Source organism: Shewanella sp. NKUCC01_JLK (assembly GCF_019345615.1).
Lineage (GTDB): Bacteria > Pseudomonadota > Gammaproteobacteria > Enterobacterales > Shewanellaceae > Shewanella > Shewanella oncorhynchi.
Genome location: NZ_JAHKRD010000018.1, coordinates 1 through 22,966, shown reverse-complemented (window position 1 = coordinate 22,966; position 22,966 = coordinate 1). Strand labels below are relative to the sequence as shown.

General features: G+C 43.4%; 21 protein-coding genes and 1 pseudogene. 12 read left to right on the top strand and 10 right to left on the bottom strand.

The window, feature by feature from the left end; genetic code table 11:
- Positions 1-27 precede the first annotated feature (27 nt).
- A complete protein-coding gene (gene yqfB, locus KO537_RS18015; RefSeq protein ID WP_173244456.1) occupies positions 28-345 on the bottom strand; it encodes a N(4)-acetylcytidine aminohydrolase in 318 nt (105 codons plus the stop codon).
- Positions 346-683: 338 nt separating this feature from the next.
- Between yqfB and KO537_RS18010 the strand changes: the two genes are divergently transcribed.
- A complete protein-coding gene (locus KO537_RS18010; protein WP_028759693.1) occupies positions 684-881 on the top strand; it encodes a DUF2986 domain-containing protein in 198 nt (65 codons plus the stop codon).
- A 226-nt stretch (positions 882-1,107) separates the two neighbouring features.
- Here KO537_RS18010 and KO537_RS18005 read toward each other — a convergent pair whose 3' ends face one another.
- Together KO537_RS18005 and KO537_RS18000 are read right to left on the bottom strand one after the other, a co-directional pair.
- Positions 1,108-2,649, bottom strand: coding sequence for an MATE family efflux transporter (locus KO537_RS18005; protein WP_173244453.1), 1,542 nt, complete (start codon positions 2,647-2,649; stop codon positions 1,108-1,110).
- A gap of 45 nt (positions 2,650-2,694) precedes the next feature.
- Positions 2,695-3,552, bottom strand: coding sequence for an ion transporter (locus KO537_RS18000; protein ID WP_028759691.1), 858 nt, complete (start codon positions 3,550-3,552; stop codon positions 2,695-2,697).
- A 172-nt stretch (positions 3,553-3,724) separates the two neighbouring features.
- On the opposite strand from KO537_RS18000, the gene KO537_RS17995 reads away from it, so the two are divergent.
- The 3 genes from KO537_RS17995 (at position 3,725) to KO537_RS17985 (ending at position 5,648) form a co-directional block, all read left to right on the top strand.
- On the top strand, positions 3,725-4,237 hold the full coding sequence (locus tag KO537_RS17995) for a L,D-transpeptidase family protein (protein WP_028759690.1): 513 nt from the start codon (positions 3,725-3,727) through the stop codon (positions 4,235-4,237).
- A gap of 174 nt (positions 4,238-4,411) precedes the next feature.
- Positions 4,412-5,095 (top strand): VOC family protein, encoded by a 684-nt coding sequence (locus tag KO537_RS17990; protein ID WP_173244450.1) that lies wholly within the window; start codon positions 4,412-4,414, stop codon positions 5,093-5,095.
- A 292-nt stretch (positions 5,096-5,387) separates the two neighbouring features.
- A complete protein-coding gene (locus KO537_RS17985; protein WP_006081993.1) occupies positions 5,388-5,648 on the top strand; it encodes a DUF5062 family protein in 261 nt (86 codons plus the stop codon).
- 154 nt (positions 5,649-5,802) lie between these two features.
- On the opposite strand, the gene KO537_RS17980 is transcribed toward KO537_RS17985, so the two are convergent.
- Positions 5,803-6,660 (bottom strand): M23 family metallopeptidase, encoded by an 858-nt coding sequence (locus tag KO537_RS17980; RefSeq protein WP_173497902.1) that lies wholly within the window; start codon positions 6,658-6,660, stop codon positions 5,803-5,805.
- Between the two features lie 379 nt (positions 6,661-7,039).
- Positions 7,040-7,912: a 6-carboxytetrahydropterin synthase gene (locus tag KO537_RS17975; RefSeq protein ID WP_105252704.1), complete on the bottom strand. Its 873-nt coding sequence runs from the start codon at positions 7,910-7,912 to the stop codon at positions 7,040-7,042.
- Positions 7,913-8,381: 469 nt separating this feature from the next.
- On the opposite strand from KO537_RS17975, the gene KO537_RS17970 reads away from it, so the two are divergent.
- Positions 8,382-9,380 (top strand): cytochrome-c peroxidase, encoded by a 999-nt coding sequence (locus KO537_RS17970; RefSeq protein ID WP_105252705.1) that lies wholly within the window; start codon positions 8,382-8,384, stop codon positions 9,378-9,380.
- A 156-nt stretch (positions 9,381-9,536) separates the two neighbouring features.
- On the opposite strand, the gene yejK is transcribed toward KO537_RS17970, so the two are convergent.
- Positions 9,537-10,565 (bottom strand): nucleoid-associated protein YejK, encoded by a 1,029-nt coding sequence (gene yejK, locus KO537_RS17965; protein ID WP_006081997.1) that lies wholly within the window; start codon positions 10,563-10,565, stop codon positions 9,537-9,539.
- 77 nt (positions 10,566-10,642) lie between these two features.
- Here yejK and KO537_RS17960 point away from each other — a divergent pair, with 77 nt between their 5' ends.
- Positions 10,643-10,861 (top strand): YejL family protein, encoded by a 219-nt coding sequence (locus tag KO537_RS17960; RefSeq protein ID WP_011847036.1) that lies wholly within the window; start codon positions 10,643-10,645, stop codon positions 10,859-10,861.
- 66 nt (positions 10,862-10,927) lie between these two features.
- Positions 10,928-12,715 carry a DUF3413 domain-containing protein gene (locus tag KO537_RS17955; protein ID WP_219235222.1) on the top strand — a complete coding sequence of 596 codons (1,788 nt, stop codon included), beginning with the start codon at positions 10,928-10,930 and terminating at the stop codon, positions 12,713-12,715.
- A 243-nt stretch (positions 12,716-12,958) separates the two neighbouring features.
- Here KO537_RS17955 and KO537_RS17950 read toward each other — a convergent pair whose 3' ends face one another.
- Complete coding sequence (locus KO537_RS17950; RefSeq protein WP_219235220.1) at positions 12,959-14,065, bottom strand: NADH:flavin oxidoreductase/NADH oxidase; 1,107 nt, start codon at positions 14,063-14,065, stop codon at positions 12,959-12,961.
- Between the two features lie 118 nt (positions 14,066-14,183).
- Here KO537_RS17950 and KO537_RS17945 point away from each other — a divergent pair, with 118 nt between their 5' ends.
- Positions 14,184-15,050: a LysR family transcriptional regulator gene (locus KO537_RS17945; protein ID WP_219235218.1), complete on the top strand. Its 867-nt coding sequence runs from the start codon at positions 14,184-14,186 to the stop codon at positions 15,048-15,050.
- An 82-nt stretch (positions 15,051-15,132) separates the two neighbouring features.
- On the opposite strand, the gene trmY is transcribed toward KO537_RS17945, so the two are convergent.
- Positions 15,133-15,729, bottom strand: coding sequence for a tRNA (pseudouridine(54)-N(1))-methyltransferase TrmY (gene trmY / locus KO537_RS17940; RefSeq protein WP_028759682.1), 597 nt, complete (start codon positions 15,727-15,729; stop codon positions 15,133-15,135).
- Between the two features lie 609 nt (positions 15,730-16,338).
- The gene (locus KO537_RS17935; protein ID WP_346729637.1) at positions 16,339-16,611 is read right to left on the bottom strand and encodes an ATP-binding protein; all 273 of its coding nucleotides are present in this window, start codon (positions 16,609-16,611) and stop codon (positions 16,339-16,341) included.
- A gap of 203 nt (positions 16,612-16,814) precedes the next feature.
- Between KO537_RS17935 and KO537_RS17930 the strand changes: the two are divergent.
- Positions 16,815-17,153, top strand: a pseudogene (locus KO537_RS17930) (efflux RND transporter permease subunit); the annotation flags it as partial.
- 466 nt (positions 17,154-17,619) lie between these two features.
- Here KO537_RS17930 and KO537_RS17925 read toward each other — a convergent pair.
- A complete protein-coding gene (locus tag KO537_RS17925) occupies positions 17,620-19,389 on the bottom strand; it encodes a flavocytochrome c (RefSeq protein ID WP_173496814.1) in 1,770 nt (589 codons plus the stop codon).
- Between the two features lie 226 nt (positions 19,390-19,615).
- On the opposite strand from KO537_RS17925, the gene KO537_RS17920 reads away from it, so the two are divergent.
- From KO537_RS17920 to KO537_RS17910, 3 genes are all read left to right on the top strand, one after another.
- Positions 19,616-20,644, top strand: a complete 1,029-nt coding sequence (locus KO537_RS17920; protein WP_219235216.1) for a porin — start codon at positions 19,616-19,618, stop codon at positions 20,642-20,644.
- A gap of 123 nt (positions 20,645-20,767) precedes the next feature.
- A complete protein-coding gene (locus KO537_RS17915) occupies positions 20,768-21,649 on the top strand; it encodes a LysR family transcriptional regulator (protein WP_028759678.1) in 882 nt (293 codons plus the stop codon).
- A 38-nt stretch (positions 21,650-21,687) separates the two neighbouring features.
- Positions 21,688-22,893: a DUF819 family protein gene (locus KO537_RS17910; protein WP_251071150.1), complete on the top strand. Its 1,206-nt coding sequence runs from the start codon at positions 21,688-21,690 to the stop codon at positions 22,891-22,893.
- Positions 22,894-22,966: the final 73 nt, after the last annotated feature.

Genomic DNA, 22,966 nt, shown 5'->3' with positions numbered 1-22,966 from the left:
TTGTTTTACGAATTACGCTCTATACTTTTACTGCGGTAAAACCCTAAACTGGATCATAAACAATTGCTCAAGACCGGGATAAATTTCTGCAATCACATTACGTAGCTGCGGCAACGTCATATTCTCTTGCTTAGCATGAATGTCTGAGAGCTCAGTTAAGGTCAATGGCACGACATCAATAATATGGATATCACAAAACCAGCGGTCGGTTTCGAAGGTTGAAACGGGAAGCGTTTGACCTGCAATCACATGGGATTCCGTTTCATCACGCAATGTAATGGTTTTAGTGCCACTTAATATATCGTGCTCAAAGCGCTCAAAAAAAGTGATTTTAGTTAATAACACACATCTTCCTCGGCTCAGAATATGAGCAATAAAATAACATTAGAGTCAATTTTTCAAACTCATAATGCTAGGCAATATAATGGCTTTTGATCCACACTGACAGCATACACCGCAGAATTTGCAGCATTTGTCGTGTGAAATACTAACAGCGCCGTTTGAGTTAAATTGTTATGCTAACGTCATATAGCAAAACTAGTTCCCAAAGAGTAGCCGTTGTTTTCGACAAAATTCAGCAAAACATGGTCAGTTCGTTCAGATTGAGTTAGAATCCCGCCTCAATTGAGCCCTTGGCCTCATATACCTGCGCGTAGCGGGTGCGAAACGAAATTAGAGACGTCATGAACAAGAAACAAAAGATCATCAAGAAAATAGCTAAACGCGCTAAGGCCAGACTGAATAAAGTCGACCCAGTGACTATCGGCTCACCTGCAAAATCAGGTTACATCTCTAAGGCTGATCGCGCAAAAATGGCGGCATCAGAAGCCGCGACTGAACAAGTCGAAGGCCAACAAGACACGCCAAGTATTGAAGAATAAGCAGTTCAGCAGAATAGTCTTTTAGCGGCGTATTTTGGCATTGTTAGCTTAATTAAATGAAGTGCAAACGCCGTTTCAAACAAAATGCCACAAGCAATCTTGTGGCATTTTGTTTTTCAGCATTCCTATCATTAGCAGTTTTCTGACTTCTCCTCGTTATTAAGAGCTCATTTTTATCTGCGTTCTTGCCCACAGCTTCTACACGGCGCAGCTAAGCCACATAACGTCAATTAGGCTTTTTCCCCTCGTCTAAATAGGGTAATACGGGCTCATTCTCTTGCTCCTCCGTTAATTGCGCCATCTGCACGCAAGAGGATGAAAGCGGATTGGTCGCACTCGGTAAGTTCTGTGCAACACAATTAGCGATTTCCTCTTCCTCACTCAGTACGACATTGCGGGGGATAGCATTCGCAGCATCAAGATTAGGCGCCGCTGAAAACTGTGCCTGCGCCGCCACTTTATCCACTAAACGATAGGCAACCCACACACCTAATGTACCAAACAAAATAGACCCTAAAATTTGCCCAATCAATACACCGTAAACACCACCCCAAAGTGCACCAAAATACACAAAAGGCACAGTGCCTAAAGTGGCTTTACCTACGTTAAATAGCGTGGAATATTTGGCCTTGCCAAGGTTATTAAAGGACGCATTCGCCACGAATAAAATCCCCGAAAAGATAAAGAATACTGCGATATAACTGCAGAAAAAGTGAATAAGATCAGCGCTGTCACCCTTCATATCAAACATACTGACCAAATGTGACTTAAGCATAAACAGCAGCAAAGACATTACCAGCACATACACAGTACAAAACTGAATCGCCCGCGTTAAACTCTCACGTACTCGGTCAAACTGACCTGCGCCAAAGTTTTGCCCAACAATAGGTCCAATCGCGCCGGACAGTGCAAAGATCATCCCAAAAGCCACAGGGATTAAACGCCCTAATACTGCCCAGCCTGCCACATAAGCGTCACCGAAATCGGCGATCGCTCGGGTCACAAAGGCATTTCCGATGGGAGTTGCCACATTGGTTAACATCGCAGGGCCTGCAATGGCAAAGATGGGCTTAAGATCGGCGATAAAATGTGCCTTATCGAAATGGCCTAACAACTTATGCTTAACCACCACACCGCGAGCGGCAATCACAAATACCGCCACCCGCGCTAAAACGGATGCCAATGCAGCGCCTTCAATCCCCATGGCGAACATGAAGATAAAAATCGGATCGAGTACCGCATTAACGCCGCCCCCCGCTAAGGTCGACATCATAGATAACTTTGCATCACCCACGGCGCGCAAAGCTCCGCCGAGCGCCATTGCAAGACAGATAAAAGGCAAGGAAGGCACGAGAATATACAAATAGCTCGCAGCAAGCTCTGCCGTATGACCATTCGCGCCCACTAAGGCAACTAGCTCAGGAATGAAGATGGTGACCACAGCCGCCACCAGCACACTGATCAGTGTCGTCACAACCGCGCTATTGAGTAATAAGCGCTTTGCCAACACCACCTCTTTTGCGCCAATCGAGCGAGACACTAAAGCCCCTAATGCAATCGATAAACCAATTCCAATCGATGTGGTAAAAAACGAAATACTCCCCGCATAGCCCACAGCCGCCGCGAGTTCATGCTCTCCCAATAGGCTCAGGAAAAAGATATCCAGTAAATCCACGACAAATAAGGCAGAAATCCCTACCGCGGCGGTCGAACTCATCACTAAGATATGGCGTAATATGGGGCCTTCAACAAACTTGGCTTGCGTCATACGTGTCTTTTACCTACAAAAAATAAAAAGTGTTCGCCGAAGTCATCATGAAACGCCTTTATCAACGGGCACATCCAAGCTATCTAACTCACATCCGCAACGACTACAATACATGGCATCAATATCATGACCTGTCTTATGACATTGATTACACGAGCGTAAATCTCGATGACGCCCTACTTCTTGGGATATCTCGGCGGTTAAAATCCCCGTTGGGATTGCGATAATCGAGTAACCAATCAGCATAGTAAAAGCCGCAATCGCCTGACCTAATCCGGTTTTCGGGGTAATGTCGCCATAACCGACTGTAGTAATAGTCACAATTGTCCAGTACACAGATTTAGGGATTGAACTGAAACCATTATCAGGCCCTTCAACCACATACATTACTGAACTCAGTACCATAACGATCAAACTGACCGAGAAGAAAAACAAAAAAACCTTACGACTCGACTGCATCATCGCCCTAAGTAGAACATTTCCTTCACTTAAATAGCGCAGTAATTTGAGTACGCGGAAAATCCTAAACAGCCTAAGTATCCGGATGACTAAGGTAAAGTTAGCCCCAGGGATCAGCAACGCCAGATAACTTGGCAATACCGATAACAAATCCACTAAACCATAAAAGCTGCGAGCATATAACACAGGATGAGTCGCGCAGTACAAACGTAGGCCATATTCAATCGTAAAAATAATGGTAAATACCCATTCCAACACAGAAATAAGCTGGCCGTATTCGCGATGGAATATCTCTACTGTGTCGAGGAACACTAAGCCGACACTCAACACAATACACACCATGAGGGCGATATCAAAATAGCGGCCAGCGGGAGTATCAGTGCCAAAAATAATGGTACGTAATTGACGTTTTAACGGACTTTCGGATTCGATATTCTCAGACATACAAACTTTTACTTCCTTGCAACAAACTGACTAACACAGGGATTACAGCATAAATATGCCACGAGTCTGCCATGCAATTGCACCTAGCTCAAAATTATCTACTCACAGTAGGATAAAATTGCGGTATGATGCCGAAAAAAGCCAACAACCTGTGTTTATTTTCGAGGACTTCATGCGCGCCACCCTACTTTCCACATTGACATCTCTCACTGTGACTATCGCGGCTCTCGTTTCACCCGAATTACATGCCTCTGGCATGGGTAAAGTGGATCTGGTGGTGATCACTAAATCCGAATCCAGTATGGCTTTATTGCGCGATGGCAAAGTGCTCAAACAATATCGCATCGCCATGGGTGACCTACCCGCTGGACATAAATTAAAGGAAGGCGATCAACGCACACCACAGGGGCGTTATACCCTAGATTATAAAAAGCCAGATAGTGCTTATTATAAATCGATCCATATTTCCTATCCTAATGAAGAGGATAAACTCAGAGCCAAAGCCTTAGGCATTAGACCCGGAGGCATGATCATGATCCACGGCCAAAACCCTAAATCATCACTGCCGCCAGAACAAGCCCAGCAATACAACTGGACTGACGGCTGTATCGCGATTACCAACGCCGAAATGGATGAAGTGTGGAAAGTGGTCGATGAAGGAACACCAATTGAGATTTGGCCTTAACCTTAGCCAATATCCAGATGGCAAAATGCCAAATAGATCATTGAACGATATCAAACACGCCCAGCTTAATGGGCGTTTTTATTTAACCATTAAAAGCATGATGTTAGTTGTAATAGTCTCAGTCATTTACTTAAGGGATAAAACTAACGCCAATAGAAATGCCTTGGAGTATTTATGCCTAAATTCAACGAGCCTGTTGCGCCGCACAGTGCAAACCTCAGCTATGAGCAATTAATCCAAAGCTGGGCAGCCTTCGAAGCGCAGATTTTAGCCTTGCTTGAAACCTTAGACTTAGCAGATAAAGCACTGGTTTGCGACCATGTCGCGCTGCGCGTCAATTCCATCGCCAGTGCCGATGCCCTGCGCGACGCCTTTAGCCGCATAGGAAAAATCATTTCAGACAACATCATCAATGGCCGTACGATTCTGATCATCGAGCTAGACACGCCACTCACACTCGGTCAATTTAGCATTGCCTGCGTCGAGCTTCCCTATCCTAGTGATAAAGTTTATCCACAGGAAGGCTGGGAGCACATAGAATTAGTTATTGATTCTAAAGCTAAAGATTGCGATACCTTGAGCCAAGATTTACTGGTCTTATGTCCAACACTCCGCCCTTTACTCAACCTAGGACTGAGTCCATTGCCGCAATCTGAGCAGACAGCTGAATCAGAGCAGTCAAGATTACCAGACTTGCCATCCCTTGCTGAGATTAAGGTCAAGATGAGCTCGCCCAAAGGCGATAAAGAACGTTTAGCCAATCCAACTATCGCCTTTAAACGCGGCAATGTGTGCATTAAAGTGCATCCCCATGGCATAAAAGCGGTCATCGCGAGCGAACAAGTATCTGAATGTTAAGTCAGGCTTAAACTCAGGCAGATAAAACTGAGCTTAGATTTTCATCGGCACTTACCTTAGCTAAAACCTACGACAGTAACTGAGTTAACATCTGAGTTGATGACAATTTAATCAGATTCAATATTCTCGTTATTTTTAGGTCATTTTTTTGGTGGTTTTATCAAAAATCGCCAAAATTAAATCTAAAAAACAGCATATTTAGCGTAACTTAGGACGTATAACTCGCAGATGCCATCAGGCACAAATTATCGTGTCCAGTAGATGGATGCTATGTGCAAACAGAGGATCGCCAATGAAGCCACACAAGAACGAAGCACAAATATTGAAGTTCGCCATGGAAATCGGCGTGGGCTATGCCAAAAAACGCGGATATGCAGACTTCGACAAAGGCATCTCACCCAAAGACAAAGTGGAATGTATTTACCGTTTATTGGTCACCGACAACTTGATTCAGCCACTGGCCAAAGATAAAGAAGATGGGCCAAACATGAAACACAAACTGATTTTATGGATCACCCGCCAACTGCCAGCTGATCATCCACTGTTGAAATAATCTTTTTAGGCGACTCGGTTAAAAATAATTATTGGCAAGCGGACATTTGAAGCTAGCCTAGAAAGAAGCCAACTCGCTAAGTGTTCACGATAAGGATCACCATTAAATGGCGCATCATTGCGCCATTTAAGTGAGCCAGAACTGGATATCAAACCTAGCCCTTTTTGGCCGCTTTGTTAGCTTTCTCATTCGCTAGCACTGTTGCCATTGGCGGCACTATGGTCGTAGGGTCGAGGCGCATTTGATACCAGTTCACTCGCCAATCTAAGTGTGGACCATTTGCACGGCCTGTTGCGCCTACCTCTGCAACAGCTTGTCCTTGCTTAACCGCTTCACCCGCGTTGACGTACAGCTTACTCAAGTGCAAAAAACTCGAACTCACGCCATAACCATGGTCGATCACCATAGTCCCGCCCGAATAAAACATGTCAGGCACAGAAAGACTAATAACACCATCGGCGGGGGCGACCACTATAGTGCCAGTTTTCGCCGCCACATCCACCCCAAAGTGTGGATTACCGGGTACATCGTTATAGATACGCTGGCTACCGTAAACACCTGAAATACGCCCCGTCAAAGGCCAAATAAACGCCTGTAAAAATGCAGTTTGCTCGCTAAATGTTGCCCGCGCCGCTTTCACCTGCGCCGTGTCTTTCGCCGCTCTTTCCTGCGCGACAGGATCGGGCTTCATAATCTTCGAGCTAATGCCCTTTACACTTTGAATATCGTACTCTCGCTTGGTTAAGGTTAAAGGCTTAACCTCAGTCAAACCATCGGGATAAACCAAGGTTAGCTGCTGGCTCAATTCACCGTCGCGATCAAAACCAAAGGCAAAATGACCGTCAGGCGTGACCTTGATGGCTTCACCATTTAAGCTAATCTGAGTGCCCGCTGGCGCTTGACCCCGCATTAATGCGCCTTGCTCTAACTTACCCTGTAAACTCACCTCAGCTTGTACCTGAGGCGCAATGAGCACTAGGCCCAAAGTGAATAATGCCGATAAGCAGCGCATTGGATTTGAACTTAGGGGGGCTCCACCGTGAGATAAAAATTGCGATACTTTATTTCTCAACATCTTATTATTTTCCAGCATCTTAGTTTCCAATATCCTAGTTTCCAACATCTTCAAAAAATCCTTATCGATGGGCAATAGGGATCAAGACCCACTAAATACATTCATCGCGACACAAAACGCAGCCGAATTCAATCAATGCCACGTTAACCTAACGCACCATAAAAATCGATTCTGCAAACCCACATCCCTGTCGTAATCTCAGTTCAGCCTATCCTCAAAACAAACAAAAAAGCCCCGATAATCTACCGAGGCCTATTAAATCCGTGATTAAAAGGTGAATAGTTTAAGTCCATTCACTTATATCAGCTCGTAGTGCCTATCCCTTAACGACGATCGCGCCCTTGCCAACACCTTCAAACGCCACCACTTTAAACTGACTTCCTGGCACTTTAGCGACTAATGTCGTGGCAATATAATCGGCTAACAACTCAACCGTCGTGTCGTGGGGAATTAAATCACAGCATTCCTTTGGCATTGCCAATTGGAAATCCCCTTGGGGGGCTTGGTAATGAAAGCCATAGTGGCTGTCATCGGTTATCCGCGTTTGCGGCGAAAGATTAAGGGTCTTAACTGAAACCAAGTCCTCTTCACTGCCTAAATAAATATCGTGCCAACGTTTGGCCCAATACTCATCCCACTTAGCTGCTGGACTGCCATTTTCATAAACGTGAATAGGGCTACGATGTCCATGGGCGATACGCTGACAATTACCATCGTGTTTACGTAAACCATGGCTGTAATGGTAATAAGGCGTATCGAGGATTTCGTGTCTTAAGGTGAGCGTGATCCCTTCGACATTCTTAGGTAAAGCTTCGCGCAATGCTTTCTGTAAAAAGGCATTCACGCTGGGAATATCAATCTCTTCGGTCGGCACTAAGGCAAAGGCTTGTGAAGGACAGGCCAAATGAATTTCACCTAACTGACTATCAAAATCCATCCATACTCTATCGCCCTGCTGTTGCCATCGCACACTACTGCAGGCCGTAGGCACTAATAAACGATGATCGGCCACCGCATCTATGGTCTGCTTAATCGTACGTTTGACTTTAGCAAAATCGAGTACCATGTTTTGCTCGTCTAATCCGCCCTCTAGCAGAACATCAACAATCCAACTCTCCCCCACCATGCCGCGCTTTGGGCACAAATAGGAAAAATCGATCACAGTTAAATCTTTGACAAACAATTGCATTAACGCTCCTCGGCAGAAAAACAGTCCGCCTATGTAATTTTATAGCACCGCTTGGCGATGGCCGAGCATGCTAACTTGAGGCACTCAACACGAGTTAACTCAACATGAACAGAGATTCTAATCAATTCCGTCTGTTGTCGCGACAAATGAATCCACTCGGCCTAATATTTTGTATCAGATGTGTGTATCAGGTAGTCGAAAATCCAGCAATGCAACTCATTGCAACCATCAGGTACCGATAGGCAGAAAGCAACAATGCATCGACCTTGTCGATTAACAGATAAAGCCTTAACAGAAATACCACTCAACCTAGCAAAATAACAACGTAAAAACAGCGAATTAGATCGCAAAAGCTTAATCCGCAACAACGATAGACCCAATCGAAACAAAGCATTATCACTCAGCATTATTAACCGCTAGCATCCCTGTTAAACCATACAAAACCCAAGGTTATATAGGGAGAAATAAGATGACCAAACTTACATCTATCGCAATCTTCATCGCAGGTATGTTAGCCAGTACCCATGCTATCAGTGCAGAACCCATCGAAGTCATTACAGCAGCCAAGATCACTGAGCCTGAAAAAGTTGAATTAGGTAAAATGCTGTTCTTCGAACCCAGACTGTCTAAATCTGGCTTTATCTCTTGTAACTCTTGCCATAATTTATCCACTGGTGGTGTCGATGCTCTGCCAACGTCCATTGGTCATCATTGGCAGGAAGGCCCAATTAACTCGCCCACAGTGCTTAATGCCGACTTTATGCTGGCTCAATTTTGGGACGGTCGTGCCAGTGATTTGAAAGAACAAGCCGCGGGCCCTATCGCCAACCCGAAAGAGATGGGCTTTACCCATGAACTCGCAACTGAAACTATCGCCTCTATGCCCGCCTACCGAGCGCACTTCGCCAAGGTCTATGGCGATGAAAAAGTCACAATTGACCGTTTAACCGATGCGATTGCCACCTTTGAAAAAACCTTAGTCACCCCTAATAGCCCCTTTGATCAATATCTTCTGGGCAAGCAAGAGGCCATCAGCGCGAATGCCAAAGCGGGTTACCAACTCTTCAAGGATAAAGGTTGCGTGAGTTGCCATAACGGCCCCGCAGTCGGTGGAACCATGTATATGAAAATGGGACTCATCAAACCGTTCCACACCAATAACCCAGCAGAAGGTCGTAAGGGCGTCACTGGTAAAGAAGCTGATAAATATGTGTTTAAAGTGCCGACACTACGCAATATTGAACTCACCTACCCCTACTTCCATGATGGCAGCGTCTGGACCTTGGAAGAAGCGGTGAATACCATGGCAGACATTCAATTAGGGCAAAAACTCTCTGACCAAGAAGTGAAAGAAATGGTCGCCTTCCTTGAGTCCTTAACGGGCGATCAGCCGCAAATCACGCTACCTATTTTGCCACCATCGAATAAAGATACGCCACGTCCAGTGCCATTTAGCTCCAATAATTAACATAGGCGACGAGCCACTGACTAAGAAGTACTCACTTAGCTGTACTCACTTAGCATAGACACTAAGTCAGCGCGACTTAGTTAGCAAAAAGGCCGAGAGTAAAAACTCTCGGCCTTTGGTTATTCTTTCGCTTAAAAACGATGGATGAATTAAGTGCTATTCGCCTTTAAGACGACGATCAAGCTGATCTTTTAAGTTTGCTGGCACACCTTTGATTAAAATCGTGTCAGAGATGGGATCGTAAATCACCCGTTGGCCTAAGTGGCCGCCATCAAAACTTAACGTTACGCCGCCACCTGTACCAGAAAACTTCTTCAATTGGCGCAGGGTTGATTTGTCGGCCGGAAACTCTTCATCAAGATCATAACTGCCGCCACGAGCAAAATCATAGAAGGAGTCCATGCCTTGATCGGCTAACTCATCGGCCAAGTCTTTGATCTCAATGTCAGCGCCTTCATCGAAACGCTCACTACAGTATTCAAACACTTTATTGCGGCACTGCTGACGCTCGTCTTTCGTCAACTCACTACTGGCAACAAAATCTTCAACCGCATTCATTAAGGTTTTGTTTTGCGCCTTAGTGTTGACGCCTTCTACGCAGCCCATAAAGTCGAGGAAAAAGTCAGCGACTTTACGTCCCGCACGGCCACGGATAAAGGAGATATACTTGCGAGAATCCTTATCGGCTTGCCACTCAGTTAAATCGATACGCGCCGCGAGTTGGATGTTATTTAAATCCAAATGGTTATTTTGCGACAGTTCCATATCGTCTAATACTGTCATTGACGACTTCGCACTTAATAAAGCGACAAACAAATAATCGCTGGTGATGCTGGTATAGCAAGACATCAACAGGAAACCGCCTTGGCTAAAATCATACTTTGACAATTCTTCTTGCAGTAATTTACTGGCTTGACCGGAAAACTCCACAAACCCTAAATCACCGCCACGGTATTGAGTTAGCGCATTGGCAAAGGCGGGGTTCGCCTCACCGTCGTCACCATGGATACCAAAATAGCCAAAACCTTTACCGGCCTTTCCCGTATATGTCTGATGCAACTCGTCGAGCATCACCTCGACCGCCTGACCGTTCAGCAGAGGTTGAGGACGTAAACGGCAGCGTAATTGCCCCTGACTGTCCTGAGAAATCTCGTGAATAATTGCGTGTTCGATGTTAATACTCATAAGCCCTGATAGTGATACTGGGATAAATCCGCTATTATATGCCGCTAATCCATTCCAAAGTGAAACATTTTTTGATTATGGCAATCCAATCGAAATACTCAAACACCCAAGTTGAATCATTAATCGCCGAAATATTGGCTGTGTTAGAAAAGCATAAAGCACCGACTGACCTGAGCCTGATGGCATTGGGTAACTGCGTGACTAACCTGCTAGAACGTAAAGTGCCCAGCGAATCGCGCCAAGCCGTGGCCGAACAATTTGCAAAAGCACTCGCACAATCGGTTAAATCCCAGTAAGTTAACTGGGTAATAATCATCAAAAGAATATAAGATACAAGGCCTTTTAGGAATAAGCGGATCACTATGGTCGAGCGAAAAAAGCAAATGAGCCGCGATCGGGTTTCCCGGCTCATCAACTGGGGGCATTGGTTCGCCTTCTTCAATGGCTTATTAGCCATGATAGTCGGAAGCCGATACCTTGGCAGCGTGGGTTATCCAGAAACTTGGTATGGCTGGTTTTATCTGAGCGTCAGCACTATTGGTCAGTTTAGCTTTCTCGCCTTTATCGCCTATTTGATCTGCCTATTTCCACTAACCTTGATATTGCCCTATTCAAAGATATTAAGAGGTGTCGCGGCGGTGATCGCGACCCTAAGTCTTTGTATCTTATTGTACGATACCATTGTTTACGCCGATTACGGCATGCACTTGAGCCCCTTCGCCTTCGATTTAGCTTGGGCGGATCTCAATGCCCTGCTCCGTGGTACTTCTTATATCGTCACCCCGTTGGCCATCATCGCCATTGAACTGACCATGGCGAACTTTTTGTGGAAACGCATAGAGAAAATCCAAAAACTCAATTTAGGCAATAAAGTTATCACCTTAGTGTGTATCTGTTTTATCAGCAGCCACTTGATCCACATTTGGGCAGATGCCGCCGATATCACAGAAATTACCCGTTTCGACGATACTTATCCTTTATCTTATCCCGCGACTGCTCGCTCCTTTATGGAAAGTCACGGTATCGATGGTTCATACCAAGGCGATGACGTCAATCACAACACCAGTGTACTCAGTTATCCAGAGCAGCCACTCACCTGCCAAGCCGACACGAAAATCAACGTGTTGATGATTACCATCGACAGTTTACGGGCGGATATGGTCGATGGCAAAAGCATGCCATTCCTACACCAATACACTGAAAATAATCAATCTTTTACCCAGCATTTCAGCGGCGGCAACCAATTTAGAACGGGCATGTTTTCGCTACTCTATGGCCTGCAAGGCAGTTATGGTGATGCGCGAATTTTTAATAGCACCAGTCCTTTACTGACCAGAAGCTTTCAACAAGCAGGCTATGAATTGGGGCTTTTCCTCCCTGAAACCAATCTCAATTTGCGTTCATCACAGGCGATGTTTAATGACTTTAATCCTGTCGTAGCCAAAGAAACCAATGGCAGTGCCGATGCCGATTTGCACACAGTGGCCAGTTTTAACGAGTGGCACAGCATCCAACATAAACCTTGGTTGGCGCTCGTTAACTTAAAAGCGCCAGAAAATTTTGATACTCCCGTGGGTTTTCTGGGTATCGAAACAGTGAAAGCCAATACCAACCTGATGCCAGCGCAAAAAGTACTGTTTAATCAATATCGCCAATCTCTGTATTTTGTCGATCAACAACTCAAGGCGATGCTGGCCAATGTGTCCAACGACACCTTAGTGATTATCACTGGGGTCAATGGCAAAATGTTCACCAGCAATAGTGATGAAGCTAATCGCAACCTGTCACCACTGAGTGTCAAAGTGCCATTAGTGATCCACTGGCCGAATACGGGCGCTTCTAAGGTCAAATACCGCACCAGCCATTACGGCATTGCGCCGACTTTAATGACCCACGTGCTAGGTTGCACCAATAACACGACAGATTACAGCGCTGGCCGCAGCCTATTACAACCTGACAAAGAAACGTGGATCTATATAGGTGATAGCCGTATTTTTGCTATCTATCAAGAAGCAGAAGTGACAGTGATTGACCGCCACGGTAAATATCGTATTTACGATGAAAACTATGAACATAGGCTCAATAAAAAAATGAGCGCACCTGAATTAATTGAAGTGATGCGTGAAGGTCGACGTTTCTATAACCACTGAGCTTCATCATATTAGTAAAAAAAGCCCTATTCCTACAGGATTGGGGCTTTTTTTATTCTCTGGGGACTGGATGAATACGAAATGCACGAAGCTTGGATTTAACTGCGTGGGTTGAAGGGCTGCGTGGCCAGTATCTTGAATCTAGTCTCTTGTAGCTAGCCTCTTAATGCCACTAAAGCCAAAAGCCGCTATCTCTAGATAACGGCTTTTTAAGGCTTAGGCTTAAATCTACTCACTCTACAATCAATCGGCTTTAACCGTAGAGTAGCGTGCTAACCAATGGGCGTAGGAAGCGGGTAATACCCAAGATGGGCGCGCAATTTTCAAGGTTTGCGCCGCTTGATATGGCCAATGTGGATTCGCTAAAAACGCTTTACCTATCATCACTAAATCCATTTGTTCATCTTCAATGGCCGCATTGGCTTGATGTGGATCATCCATACCCCAAGAAGTCGCAACGGGGAAACCCACTTCTTGACGAACCCGCGCTGCAATAGGCGCCAAAAATGCAGGACTCCATGGAATATTTGCCGTTGGGGTCGAGAAGCAAATGCTGACGTTTAACATATCGAGCCCAGCTTGCTTAAATTGCTTCACCAAGGTTATCGATTCCGTCAGTGTTTCTTCATCTTTATTGTCAAATTCAATCACGCCAAATCGCGCCGTTAAGGGTAAATGCGATGGCCAAACGTCTCTTACCGCGGCAATGGTTTCTAACAAAAAGCGCCCCCGCCCTTCGGCACTGCCACCATATTGGTCGGTGCGTTGATTGGCATAGGTTGAAAAGAAACTTTGGGCTAAATAACCGTGGGCGAAATGCAGTTCTAACCATTCAAATCCTGCGGCTAAAGCACGCTTTGCTGCCGCCACAAAGTCTGCTTTAACGCGCTCAATGTCTTCAATCGTCATAGCAGTTGGCACTTTAGGTAAGTTTGCGCCAAATGCGACAGCTGATGGTGCAATCGGTTGCCAACCTCGCGTGTCATCATCGGCAATATGGTCATCCCCTTCCCACGGGATATTGGCACTCGCTTTACGGCCTGCATGACCAATCTGAATGCCTGCAACAGCACCCGCATTTTTAATCGCACTAGCCACTTTTGCTAAGCCTTGTGCTTGTTCGTCATTCCATAACCCAAGGCATTTGGGGGTGATACGGCCTTCGGGAGAAACCGCAGTGGCTTCAACCACAACAAGACCCGCTCCGCCACGGGCAAGGCCAGTGTAATGCACCTGATGCCAGTCGTTGATGAGTCCATCAGTGGCTTGGTATTGGCACATGGGTGCAACGGCAATACGGTTTTTGAGTGTGATGTCTTTAAGTTTGAAGGATGAAAATAGATCGGCCATGGTGTTTCCTGTGTCAAATAGAATCAAAAAGGTATTTGAATACTGAATGACGACAGACTAGTCTTATCGTGCCATAATTAAAAGCACATACAGATTATAAATTTGATAAATTTTACTTATGATAAATCCACAGTGGTTACACACCTTTAGCGTGCTAGTCGAGAAAGGGAATTTCACCCGCACCGCCGAAGCCATAGGTATCACCCAAGCGGCCGTGAGTCAGCATATCAGTCGCTTAGAAGAAACCTACGGCACACTGTTTTTACGCCGCACCCGCCAGCTTGAAATCACTCCCATTGGGGAAAACCTGCTGACCTACGTCAAAGAAGTTGAATGTGCGCAAAAGCGCTTACAGCAAAAACTGATCCATGATGATGCCAATGTCGGTGATATTAGCCTTATCACTCCAGGTAGCATTGGTTTAACGCTCTTTCCATTATTAATCGAATTACAACAAGCCTTTCCGGCGTTAAGCATTCGCCACCGTTTTGCACCTGACAGTGAGATAGTGGCCTCAGTGTTGGCCAATGAACATGAAATCGGCATGGTCACCTTAAAACCTTCCGATCCTCGTATTCACAGCACACATTTTACTGAAGAGCCGCTTGAACTTGTGGTACCGGCGAGCCATAAACAACATGAATGGACTGATTTACAACGGCTAGGGTTTATCTCCCATCCCGATGGTGAGGCTATGGCGACTCGGCTGCTTAGCCGTAAATATCCAACCCATCCCGGCATTCAAGAGATCCCCTGCAAGGGATTTACCAACCAAATCAGCCTCATTCTCGAGCCTGTAGCAAAAGGGCTAGGATTTACGGTTATACCGCAATACGCCCGCAAAGCCTTTGAACGACAAGAAGATATCTATGTTGTGGAATGTGGCAGCCAAGTTGTAGACACCATTTGGCTTATTCACCGCGCGGAATGGCCCTTGTCACGCAGAGCCCAAAAAGCGATTACATTTTTAAAGGGGAAAATATAAAACCCCATTAAAAAATGGGGCTCGACACACACGTTACCACAGGAATAGTCAGCGTTAGCAACGGATACATAAGACTCAGAGGCTATTGATTGATATCCAATTCATTATGGATCAATACCACGCACTGAGAAGCAAACAACATCTTAGGCCCTAGGCTAATCTTTTGCGCGCCGAGTCGTTTCAAGGTATTAAAACTTTTCTTCGGCATAGGAATATGATCGGTCAGCAAAAAGCACGGATTCCCCACAAATTCTTGCTCACGGATTGAAGTGCCCTTCTTATCCATCATAAACAATTGATAATCCACCGCGAGGTCCTGCACCAGCTTTTCAAAACTGATGGTACTGACACTGATGCCCTCGTCAACAACACGGGTTTGCTCCTTGGTCATGCCCCGAGAAATATCTAAGGCTTTGGCAATTTTAGTGAGCAAAGCTTGCTCGTGAAAACCACCAATATGGCAAATATTTCGAGTATCGAAGCAGATAGTGCGGGAAAAATCATGGGTACTTTCTAGCACCAAATAAACGACAACATCATTTCGATGGGACTGAGCCACAAAGATAGTGTTCATCAGGGTATGAGCTAAAATCTCGGTATGCGCCTCTTGGCCGACAGAAGCCAAAAACAACTGACTGTCAGTAGGGGCTGATCTTGCTCGTAAAACAAACGCGCGCATAGGTAAATATCCTACTCAATAATGTCTTAAATGCTAAATGGCGGATGCATATAATTTGTGAAATTGACGATTTCGCCTTGGAAATTTTTGCCTTTTGCTGTGCCAAAGCCAGCCTAATCACTCGAACTTGAACCTTAGTCGCAAGCAGCGTTAGTCATATCGGCAGCGAAAAGGTATAAAAAACAAAACCCGTATAGCAATGCTAACACGGGGTTTTGTTTAACTTAACTGCTGATTATTTTAATGATTAAAACAAACTAACAATTAAGCATCTAATTTAGTCGGTATGAGAGGATTCGAACCTCCGCCCTCTGACACTCTATAGCAGTGAACCGTTTAATCATAACCTGCTAAATTTAAACATAAATCATGTAATTTTGCACGTTTTAATTACCTCAACAATTTATGTACAGTTACACGCAAATGCGATATCAAGACTACAAGTACAACAAATTGAGCGTATTCAAACAAAATAACATCCCATTAGTTGTAATCAATATCGGATAACAACCAAAGGGATCTAGGGAATACCTACAATCCCTGCATTTTCCCGATTCAGCAATGTGCTCTGGCGTGGTGACCATACGTGCAGGAATCACCAGGACATAGTTAAGGAGGTCCTAAACCAGCTTTGACAGGCCAAGAAAGGATGAATATTGTTCCTCCACGACCCGATGGCTGGCAGACCACGTGGCCGCCGTGAGCTTCAGCAATTGTTTTAACCACTGCGAGGCCGAGCCCACTGCCACCACTTTTTCGAGAGCGAGACGGATCAACTCGGCGAAATGCCTCGAATATGTAGCTTGCGGCTTCATCAGGAATACCAGGGCCTTCATCTTCTACGGTTAGATAACAACTTGCCCCCGAGCAGTAGAGTCGCACAGTCAAAGTGCCAGGTTCTGCATGCTGGCGCGTATTTTGAACTCGGTCAAGGTCAGATCCAGTGCCTCCTGCTGACCGTTACAGATTACGCTAGCCTCGTGACGGTCTAAGTCGATTTGGAACGGACCAACGCGCAACATTTGGGTATTTATGAGCGTGTTAGTGCGGGCGCGTCGCAGTACCGCCTGCACCCTAGCCACCACCTCGGCCTATCGGCAAAAAATGCTATCCTCATCGTCGAGTTCGCCCGCCAATTGCATGCCGAGGACCATACGCTGATAGATGCTGCAGTGACCGCAGCACGCCTGCGTCTACGGCCAATTCTGATGACGTCGCTGGCATTTACTCTCGGAGTGGTACCCTTAATGCTGGCGAGCGGTGCCTGCGCCGAAACTCAGCATGCAATCGGTACTGGCGTATTCGGTGGCATGCTCAGTGTTACCTTGCTGGCAATATTCTTCGTACCGGCGTTCTTTGTCTTTGTCATCGGCACACAAGAGCGCTTGAGTGCCTGGCTTGCGCGGCATAATACTGCCAAATAGTCTCACCCGCTTTGATGCTCTGTAGGAAAGTCTACCAACACAATCCTATTGAGCATTAAAGCTGATCAATATATGTGTAATAATTTTAAACGCTGGAAATGTAGGTTCAGTGATAGTCATCGTTACTGCGTATCCGGCTTAAGGTTCAGACGTTCAAATCTGTAATTGGTTCTCTAAGAAGTGGTGCGATGCTGGACTCGCCTACAGTGTATTATTCGATTCATGGAAAGAGTAAGTACATTTCGCCAATATTCCCGCGCTATCTAAAAAGATGAAGCCATCGAAAAGTGAGCAAAATCCATCGAATCTAATTCTGCCGACAAATAAAAAAGAGAGACTACATTAGCCTCTCAAAAAATAGCAGGGGAGTACTTTAACTCAAGCAATAATTTTATTGCTAATATTTACGATGAATAAAACTTGAGATGTTGTGAGAGACAATAACGAGTCTCTCACTGATTTAGCGTTACTTTGTATTTAGAGCATGTTTGGCAGCATTTGTCCCTGCGATTTTACCGAAAATCACAGTATCAGCGACAGCATTCCCACCCAGTCGATTATACCCATGAACACCACCAGTCACCTCTCCCGCCGCAAATAAACCTTTGAGCGGTTGGCTTTGTATATCGAGTACTTCAGCTTTAGTGTCAATGGCAACTCCCCCCATAGTATGATGGATGCCAGGAGCAACTTTTACGGCATAATAAGGAGATTTTTCTATTGATAGCGGCATCTGCTCACGGTTAAATGCCTCATCTTTACCCTGTTTGAAATAATGGTTGTAGTTTGTGATAGTTTTGTCTAAAACACTTGGGGTCATTCCTGTTATTTTTGCAAGCTCTGCAACAGTATTGGCCTTTTCAAGCATTTCTAAATGATCATACCCCTGAACCATTTTAGCTTTTTTATATAATTCATTATCAAATACTAGCCAAGCATATTGTTCAGGTTGTTTTAGAATGGCATCGGAGGCTTTATCTCGAGTCGTTAATTCATTGATAAAGCGATTGCCTTCTTTATTAACCATTATAGCCCCGACACCTCGAACCGTTTCTGAAATTAATATACGGCTATCTTTTCCTACTGTTGGATGTGTCTGGATCCAATCAATATCAGTCATACTTGCACCGACTGCTTTAGCAAGTTCAATACCATCCCCAGTTGAAGTGATATTATTTGAACTTGTCATGCCTTTAAATGTAGGACGATAAAAAGCAATCATTTCTTTGTTAAACCCATAACCACCTGTGGCTAAAACAACTGACTTAGCTGCAACCATATAGTGACCAGAGTGTTTACCGTGGATGACAACACCCACAATTTTTTGTTCATCATCAACAACCAGTTTAACAACTTTGGAGTTGAGTCTTGTATCAACCCCTTCTTTATCCGATGCTTTTCTTAGTACATCAATAATATGTGGACCAACACTTAACCCACCAGATGGACGATGTGTTCTATCGACTCTAGCACCGCCAGAGCGTTTTAAATCATCCATATTGGCGCCCAAAGATTCTAACCATTTAATGCCATCAGCCGATTGCTCCGCTAATATTTGTACCAATTTAGGGTCGTTAGCATATCGACCGCCTTTCATTGTATCTTCGACATACCATTCGATTTTATCATCGACTTTATGATCTTTTTGCTGAACTGTACCCACAGCATTATACCCGCCTGCGGCGAGCATAGAGTTACCACCACTAAATGGTGCTTTATCAAGCAATATAACGTTAGCCCCCGCCTTTTTAGCTGCAATCGCAGCATTAAACCCAGCACTACCGGCTCCAACAACAATCACATCCGTTGTTTCTTTAGGACCTGCAGCTATCGCTTTATTTATGGCTTCATTATCCCAACCTTTGTCCCACGGTTCTTTGGATTTTGCTTTATTAAAAGGCATGTCGAGCCCTTTAAATGAATGACATTCATTACAATATAACTTTGGTTGTTCATGTCCTTTATGACAAGACGTACAATTAATATCACCTAAGTGTGAAGAATGTGGGTCAATTTCTAGTTTGGGATTTGCTAGTTTTCCATAATCACCATGGCAGGATTTACATTGTTTATTTTCAAATGTCTCGCTATCGCTCACTTTATTGGGTGCTGTATGGCAGGTTTTACAACCATTAACATCTTTATGGAATGATGCTAAATCATTTTTATTATCAGCAGCCCATGATGACGCCGTTAAAATCGAACAGACAATAATACTCAAGTATTTTATCTTCATGCAATTCTCCAGTTTTTATTTTGGTAAGATTTGGCGTGATGATAGTTTCTTAATTTTTTTAAATAGTGACATTGAGCAATAAATTGAAATTGTTAAATATAACTTAACACACTTTAAGTTATGCTTAACTCGATATTTTTGTTGATTAGATGTGATCTAAAGCGGAGATGTGTTTGCTTAAATCTCTAATATGGCATTGCTTTTACATTCTAAAAAGGTGATGTCGATGAAAAACACTAAATATATTGGTTTTAGTTTTATTTTAATTTGTTCAACTCCAGCTTTATCTGAGCCACTAGATTTTTATGGAAGACTGTGGCTTGGTGTGGCCAACTCAAGTAATGGTCTTTCTGGTAACGAAAAAGTTGATGGATTTTCCCTTGAAAATTATGCATCATATTTAGGCGTTAAAGGAGAGTATAGTGTATATGATAATTTTAGCTTGTTATATAAATTTGAAGCAGGGATAGAAAGCTTTGATAACGATGATTCTAATATTTTCAAACCGAGAAACTCATACTTAGGTTTTAAAACTAACTATGGTTCAGCTGTTTTCGGAAGAAATGATACCGTTTTTAAAAGTGCTGAAGGTAAAGTGGATTTATTTAATATTACCTCAAGCGATATGAATATGATCATTGCAGGTAACGATAGATTAGGCGATTCGGTAACATTAAATAGCGCTAAGGTCGCAGGTGTTACTATGGGTATTAGTTATGTTTTTGAAAAGGATTTTAATCAAAAAAATCCAGAACTTTCTGATAAACAAAACAATTATGCAATTAGTTTTTCCCTAGGCGATGCTGCATTTAAAAAGAATAGTCACTATATTTCAATAGCCTATGCTGATGGATTGAACCAGTTAGAGGCAACAAGACTGGTGGGTGGTGTTGCTATTTCATCCGTAAAATTGGGGGCTATGTACCAGCGCTCTGAGTCAAGTATTTATGATAATATTAAAGGTAACTCCTACCTGTTAAGTATGGTTGTTCCTATTAATAAATATGATATAAAATTTCAATATTTAAAAGATGATGCTGGGCTGGGTAAAGTGACAAAAAATGCCGGAGCAGATCTAAAAACACTAAGAGAGAGTGATGCAAGTCAATATTCAGTAGGCGTTGATTTTAAGGCTCAAAAGGATTTGACTTTTGGGGTAGGTATTTCCTATTTTGATGGTGACTATACTGACGTCAAAGGACATACTGAGTTTGATGACACTCTCATTTTTGTATCTACAAGATATCTATTTTAACCTCTATAGATAAAGCGGCTAAATAGCCGCTTTATAAAAATCAGATATTTATCATGTTAATTATTTATCGTTTTAAACTATTATACTGTTAGTATAACTGATTTCCCCCTCGCGGAGCATTTGATGCGGATAACATTAAGACAATTGATGATCTTTAAAGCCATACATTCTGAGAGGCAGATCTCAAAAGCGGCAAAAGTACTTCATATGTCAACGCCTGCTGTAAGTATGGCACTTAAAGAATTAGAAAGTTCTTTAGGCTGCAGATTATTTGAGCGAGTGGCGGGAGGTTTGGTTGTAAATGCGCATGGAGAAATAATATTACCTTATGCTAATGAAATGCTATCCAAGGGAAAAGAGTTAGAAAATATATTTTCATTCCCTGAACATGGCATTAAGGGGACGTTAACCATTGGGAGCAGTAAGACTGCTGGTAACTATGTATTATCTAAAAAAATTCCATTATTTAAGAACCAATATCCCGATGTAAAAATAAAACTAGTCATTGATAATAGTTTAGTTATTGAAAAAATGGTTTCAGAAAAAGAACTAGACTTAGGCTTTATTGATGCTAAACCCGCGAGTAAAAATCTCATTTGTGAGCATTGGTTACAAGATAATCTTTGCATTGTGAGTGGCGTAACTCATCCTGCTGCAAATGGTTTAAATACAAAATCTTGGCTTAGTGAACAATTGTGGATATTCGACCATGAATCATCGTTCTCTCGAATTCGTGCAATTCAGTTATTAAAAAGCTTAAATATCCACGTTCGTGATGAAATCTGCATGTCAACCATTGGCTCTATTAAAAGGGCAATTGGAACAGGTATAGGTTTGAGTGTATTACCCCTATTAGCGATTGACGCTGAATTAGCAAGAAAAGACCTTATTTTATTACCTGTGGATGGGTGGGATTATAAACGAACTTATTGGTCAATTCAGCGTGAAGGAGAAGAATTATCTGCATTAAGCATGAGTTTCCTAGCCTTTAGTAAGCTACTGTAAAATAATGTATACCAGCTATTCTTACTAGGTGAATTTAATTGATATCATCAGATCTTGGAATAGGATTTTTTTTAGTCTTTTTACTATGTGGTTTATTTTATACACACACATCCTCTATTACACTTTTTAAGCAATTTTATCGTATTTTTCCACTGATGCTAATGTGCTACACCTTACCTGCCATCTTTAGCTCGCTAAATATTATTGATGCAAGTCATAGTCAACTTAGCGAAATGGCAAAAACACACTTAATGCCCGGTTGTTTATTTTTGCTGATTTTAGGTACCGATTTCTTTGCTCTCAGTTTAGTGGGAAAAAAACTTCTCAGTATGTACGTGCTAGGTGCTGTGAGCATCTGTATTGGCGGTCCATTAAGCCTATGGTTAGGCTCTATATTTTTTCCGAACGAACTCGTCTGGCAGGGAGATAATGCTGCCTGGAAAGGCATGTCAACACTGATGGCAAACTGGCTTGGCGGAACCGCCAATCAATTGGCTGTAAAAGAAATCCACAGTGTCGGTGATGCCGTATTTGCGGTAATGATGGCTATTAATATTCTTTTTTCCGGTATATGGATGGTTATATTACTTTTCATTGCAGAACGCCAAGATAAAATCGATGATTTCTTGAAAGCTGATAAAAGCTATAGACCGATATTTTGCACTGACATCAAACGTAAAGTGATAGGAAAACAAACAAGCTATTATTGGATTCTGATATTGAGCTTGACTTTTTTCATTGTAATTTTCTTCAGTGAAAAATTATCATCCTTCCTTGCAACAAGAATCGCTAATAGTTTCCCACACTTATTTAAATACAATCTTACTTCTGAATTTTTTTGGTCAGTATTAATTGCAACTTTTTTAGGATTATTATTTTCATTAACAAATGCAAGACATGTGTTAGTCAAGGAAACTCAGCAGGCAGCTCTTTTTTTTATCTATATCATGATAATGTTGATGGGGTTGAACTTTGATATTAGCGCATTGAGCGCCGCGCCCTATTACGTTTGTATCGCTCTTATTTGGTTCTCTATACACATTATTATCTTATTTATTTTTACTGTATTTTTTCGATTACCTATCATGTACTTCGCGATCGCGAGTCAGTGTAATATTGGTGGTGCGGCTTCTGCACCAGTTATCGCCAGCGCTTCACCCAAGGCTGGCTTCCGCTGCTTTATTGATGGCAGTTTGGGGTTATACTCTGAAGAATCCCCTGATGATTTACATATAAATCATTAGATTGGAGTGAACTTACACCTTGAAGTGTGATCTGATGGAAGTGCGAACAAACATCAATCACAGGGCTTCAAGG

Coding starts and splice junctions, on each gene's coding strand:
- KO537_RS18010 (WP_028759693.1), top strand. CDS start 684: ATGAACAAGAAACAAAAGATCATCAAGAAAATAGCTAAACGCGCTAAG.
- KO537_RS18005 (WP_173244453.1), bottom strand. CDS start 2,649: ATGACGCAAGCCAAGTTTGTTGAAGGCCCCATATTACGCCATATCTTA.
- KO537_RS18000 (WP_028759691.1), bottom strand. CDS start 3,552: ATGTCTGAGAATATCGAATCCGAAAGTCCGTTAAAACGTCAATTACGT.
- KO537_RS17995 (WP_028759690.1), top strand. CDS start 3,725: ATGCGCGCCACCCTACTTTCCACATTGACATCTCTCACTGTGACTATC.
- KO537_RS17990 (WP_173244450.1), top strand. CDS start 4,412: ATGCCTAAATTCAACGAGCCTGTTGCGCCGCACAGTGCAAACCTCAGC.
- KO537_RS17985 (WP_006081993.1), top strand. CDS start 5,388: ATGAAGCCACACAAGAACGAAGCACAAATATTGAAGTTCGCCATGGAA.
- KO537_RS17980 (WP_173497902.1), bottom strand. CDS start 6,660: ATGCGCTGCTTATCGGCATTATTCACTTTGGGCCTAGTGCTCATTGCG.
- KO537_RS17975 (WP_105252704.1), bottom strand. CDS start 7,912: ATGCAATTGTTTGTCAAAGATTTAACTGTGATCGATTTTTCCTATTTG.
- KO537_RS17970 (WP_105252705.1), top strand. CDS start 8,382: ATGACCAAACTTACATCTATCGCAATCTTCATCGCAGGTATGTTAGCC.
- yejK (WP_006081997.1), bottom strand. CDS start 10,565: ATGAGTATTAACATCGAACACGCAATTATTCACGAGATTTCTCAGGAC.
- KO537_RS17960 (WP_011847036.1), top strand. CDS start 10,643: ATGGCAATCCAATCGAAATACTCAAACACCCAAGTTGAATCATTAATC.
- KO537_RS17955 (WP_219235222.1), top strand. CDS start 10,928: ATGGTCGAGCGAAAAAAGCAAATGAGCCGCGATCGGGTTTCCCGGCTC.
- KO537_RS17950 (WP_219235220.1), bottom strand. CDS start 14,065: ATGGCCGATCTATTTTCATCCTTCAAACTTAAAGACATCACACTCAAA.
- KO537_RS17945 (WP_219235218.1), top strand. CDS start 14,184: ATGATAAATCCACAGTGGTTACACACCTTTAGCGTGCTAGTCGAGAAA.
- trmY (WP_028759682.1), bottom strand. CDS start 15,729: ATGCGCGCGTTTGTTTTACGAGCAAGATCAGCCCCTACTGACAGTCAG.
- KO537_RS17925 (WP_173496814.1), bottom strand. CDS start 19,389: ATGAAGATAAAATACTTGAGTATTATTGTCTGTTCGATTTTAACGGCG.
- KO537_RS17920 (WP_219235216.1), top strand. CDS start 19,616: ATGAAAAACACTAAATATATTGGTTTTAGTTTTATTTTAATTTGTTCA.
- KO537_RS17915 (WP_028759678.1), top strand. CDS start 20,768: ATGCGGATAACATTAAGACAATTGATGATCTTTAAAGCCATACATTCT.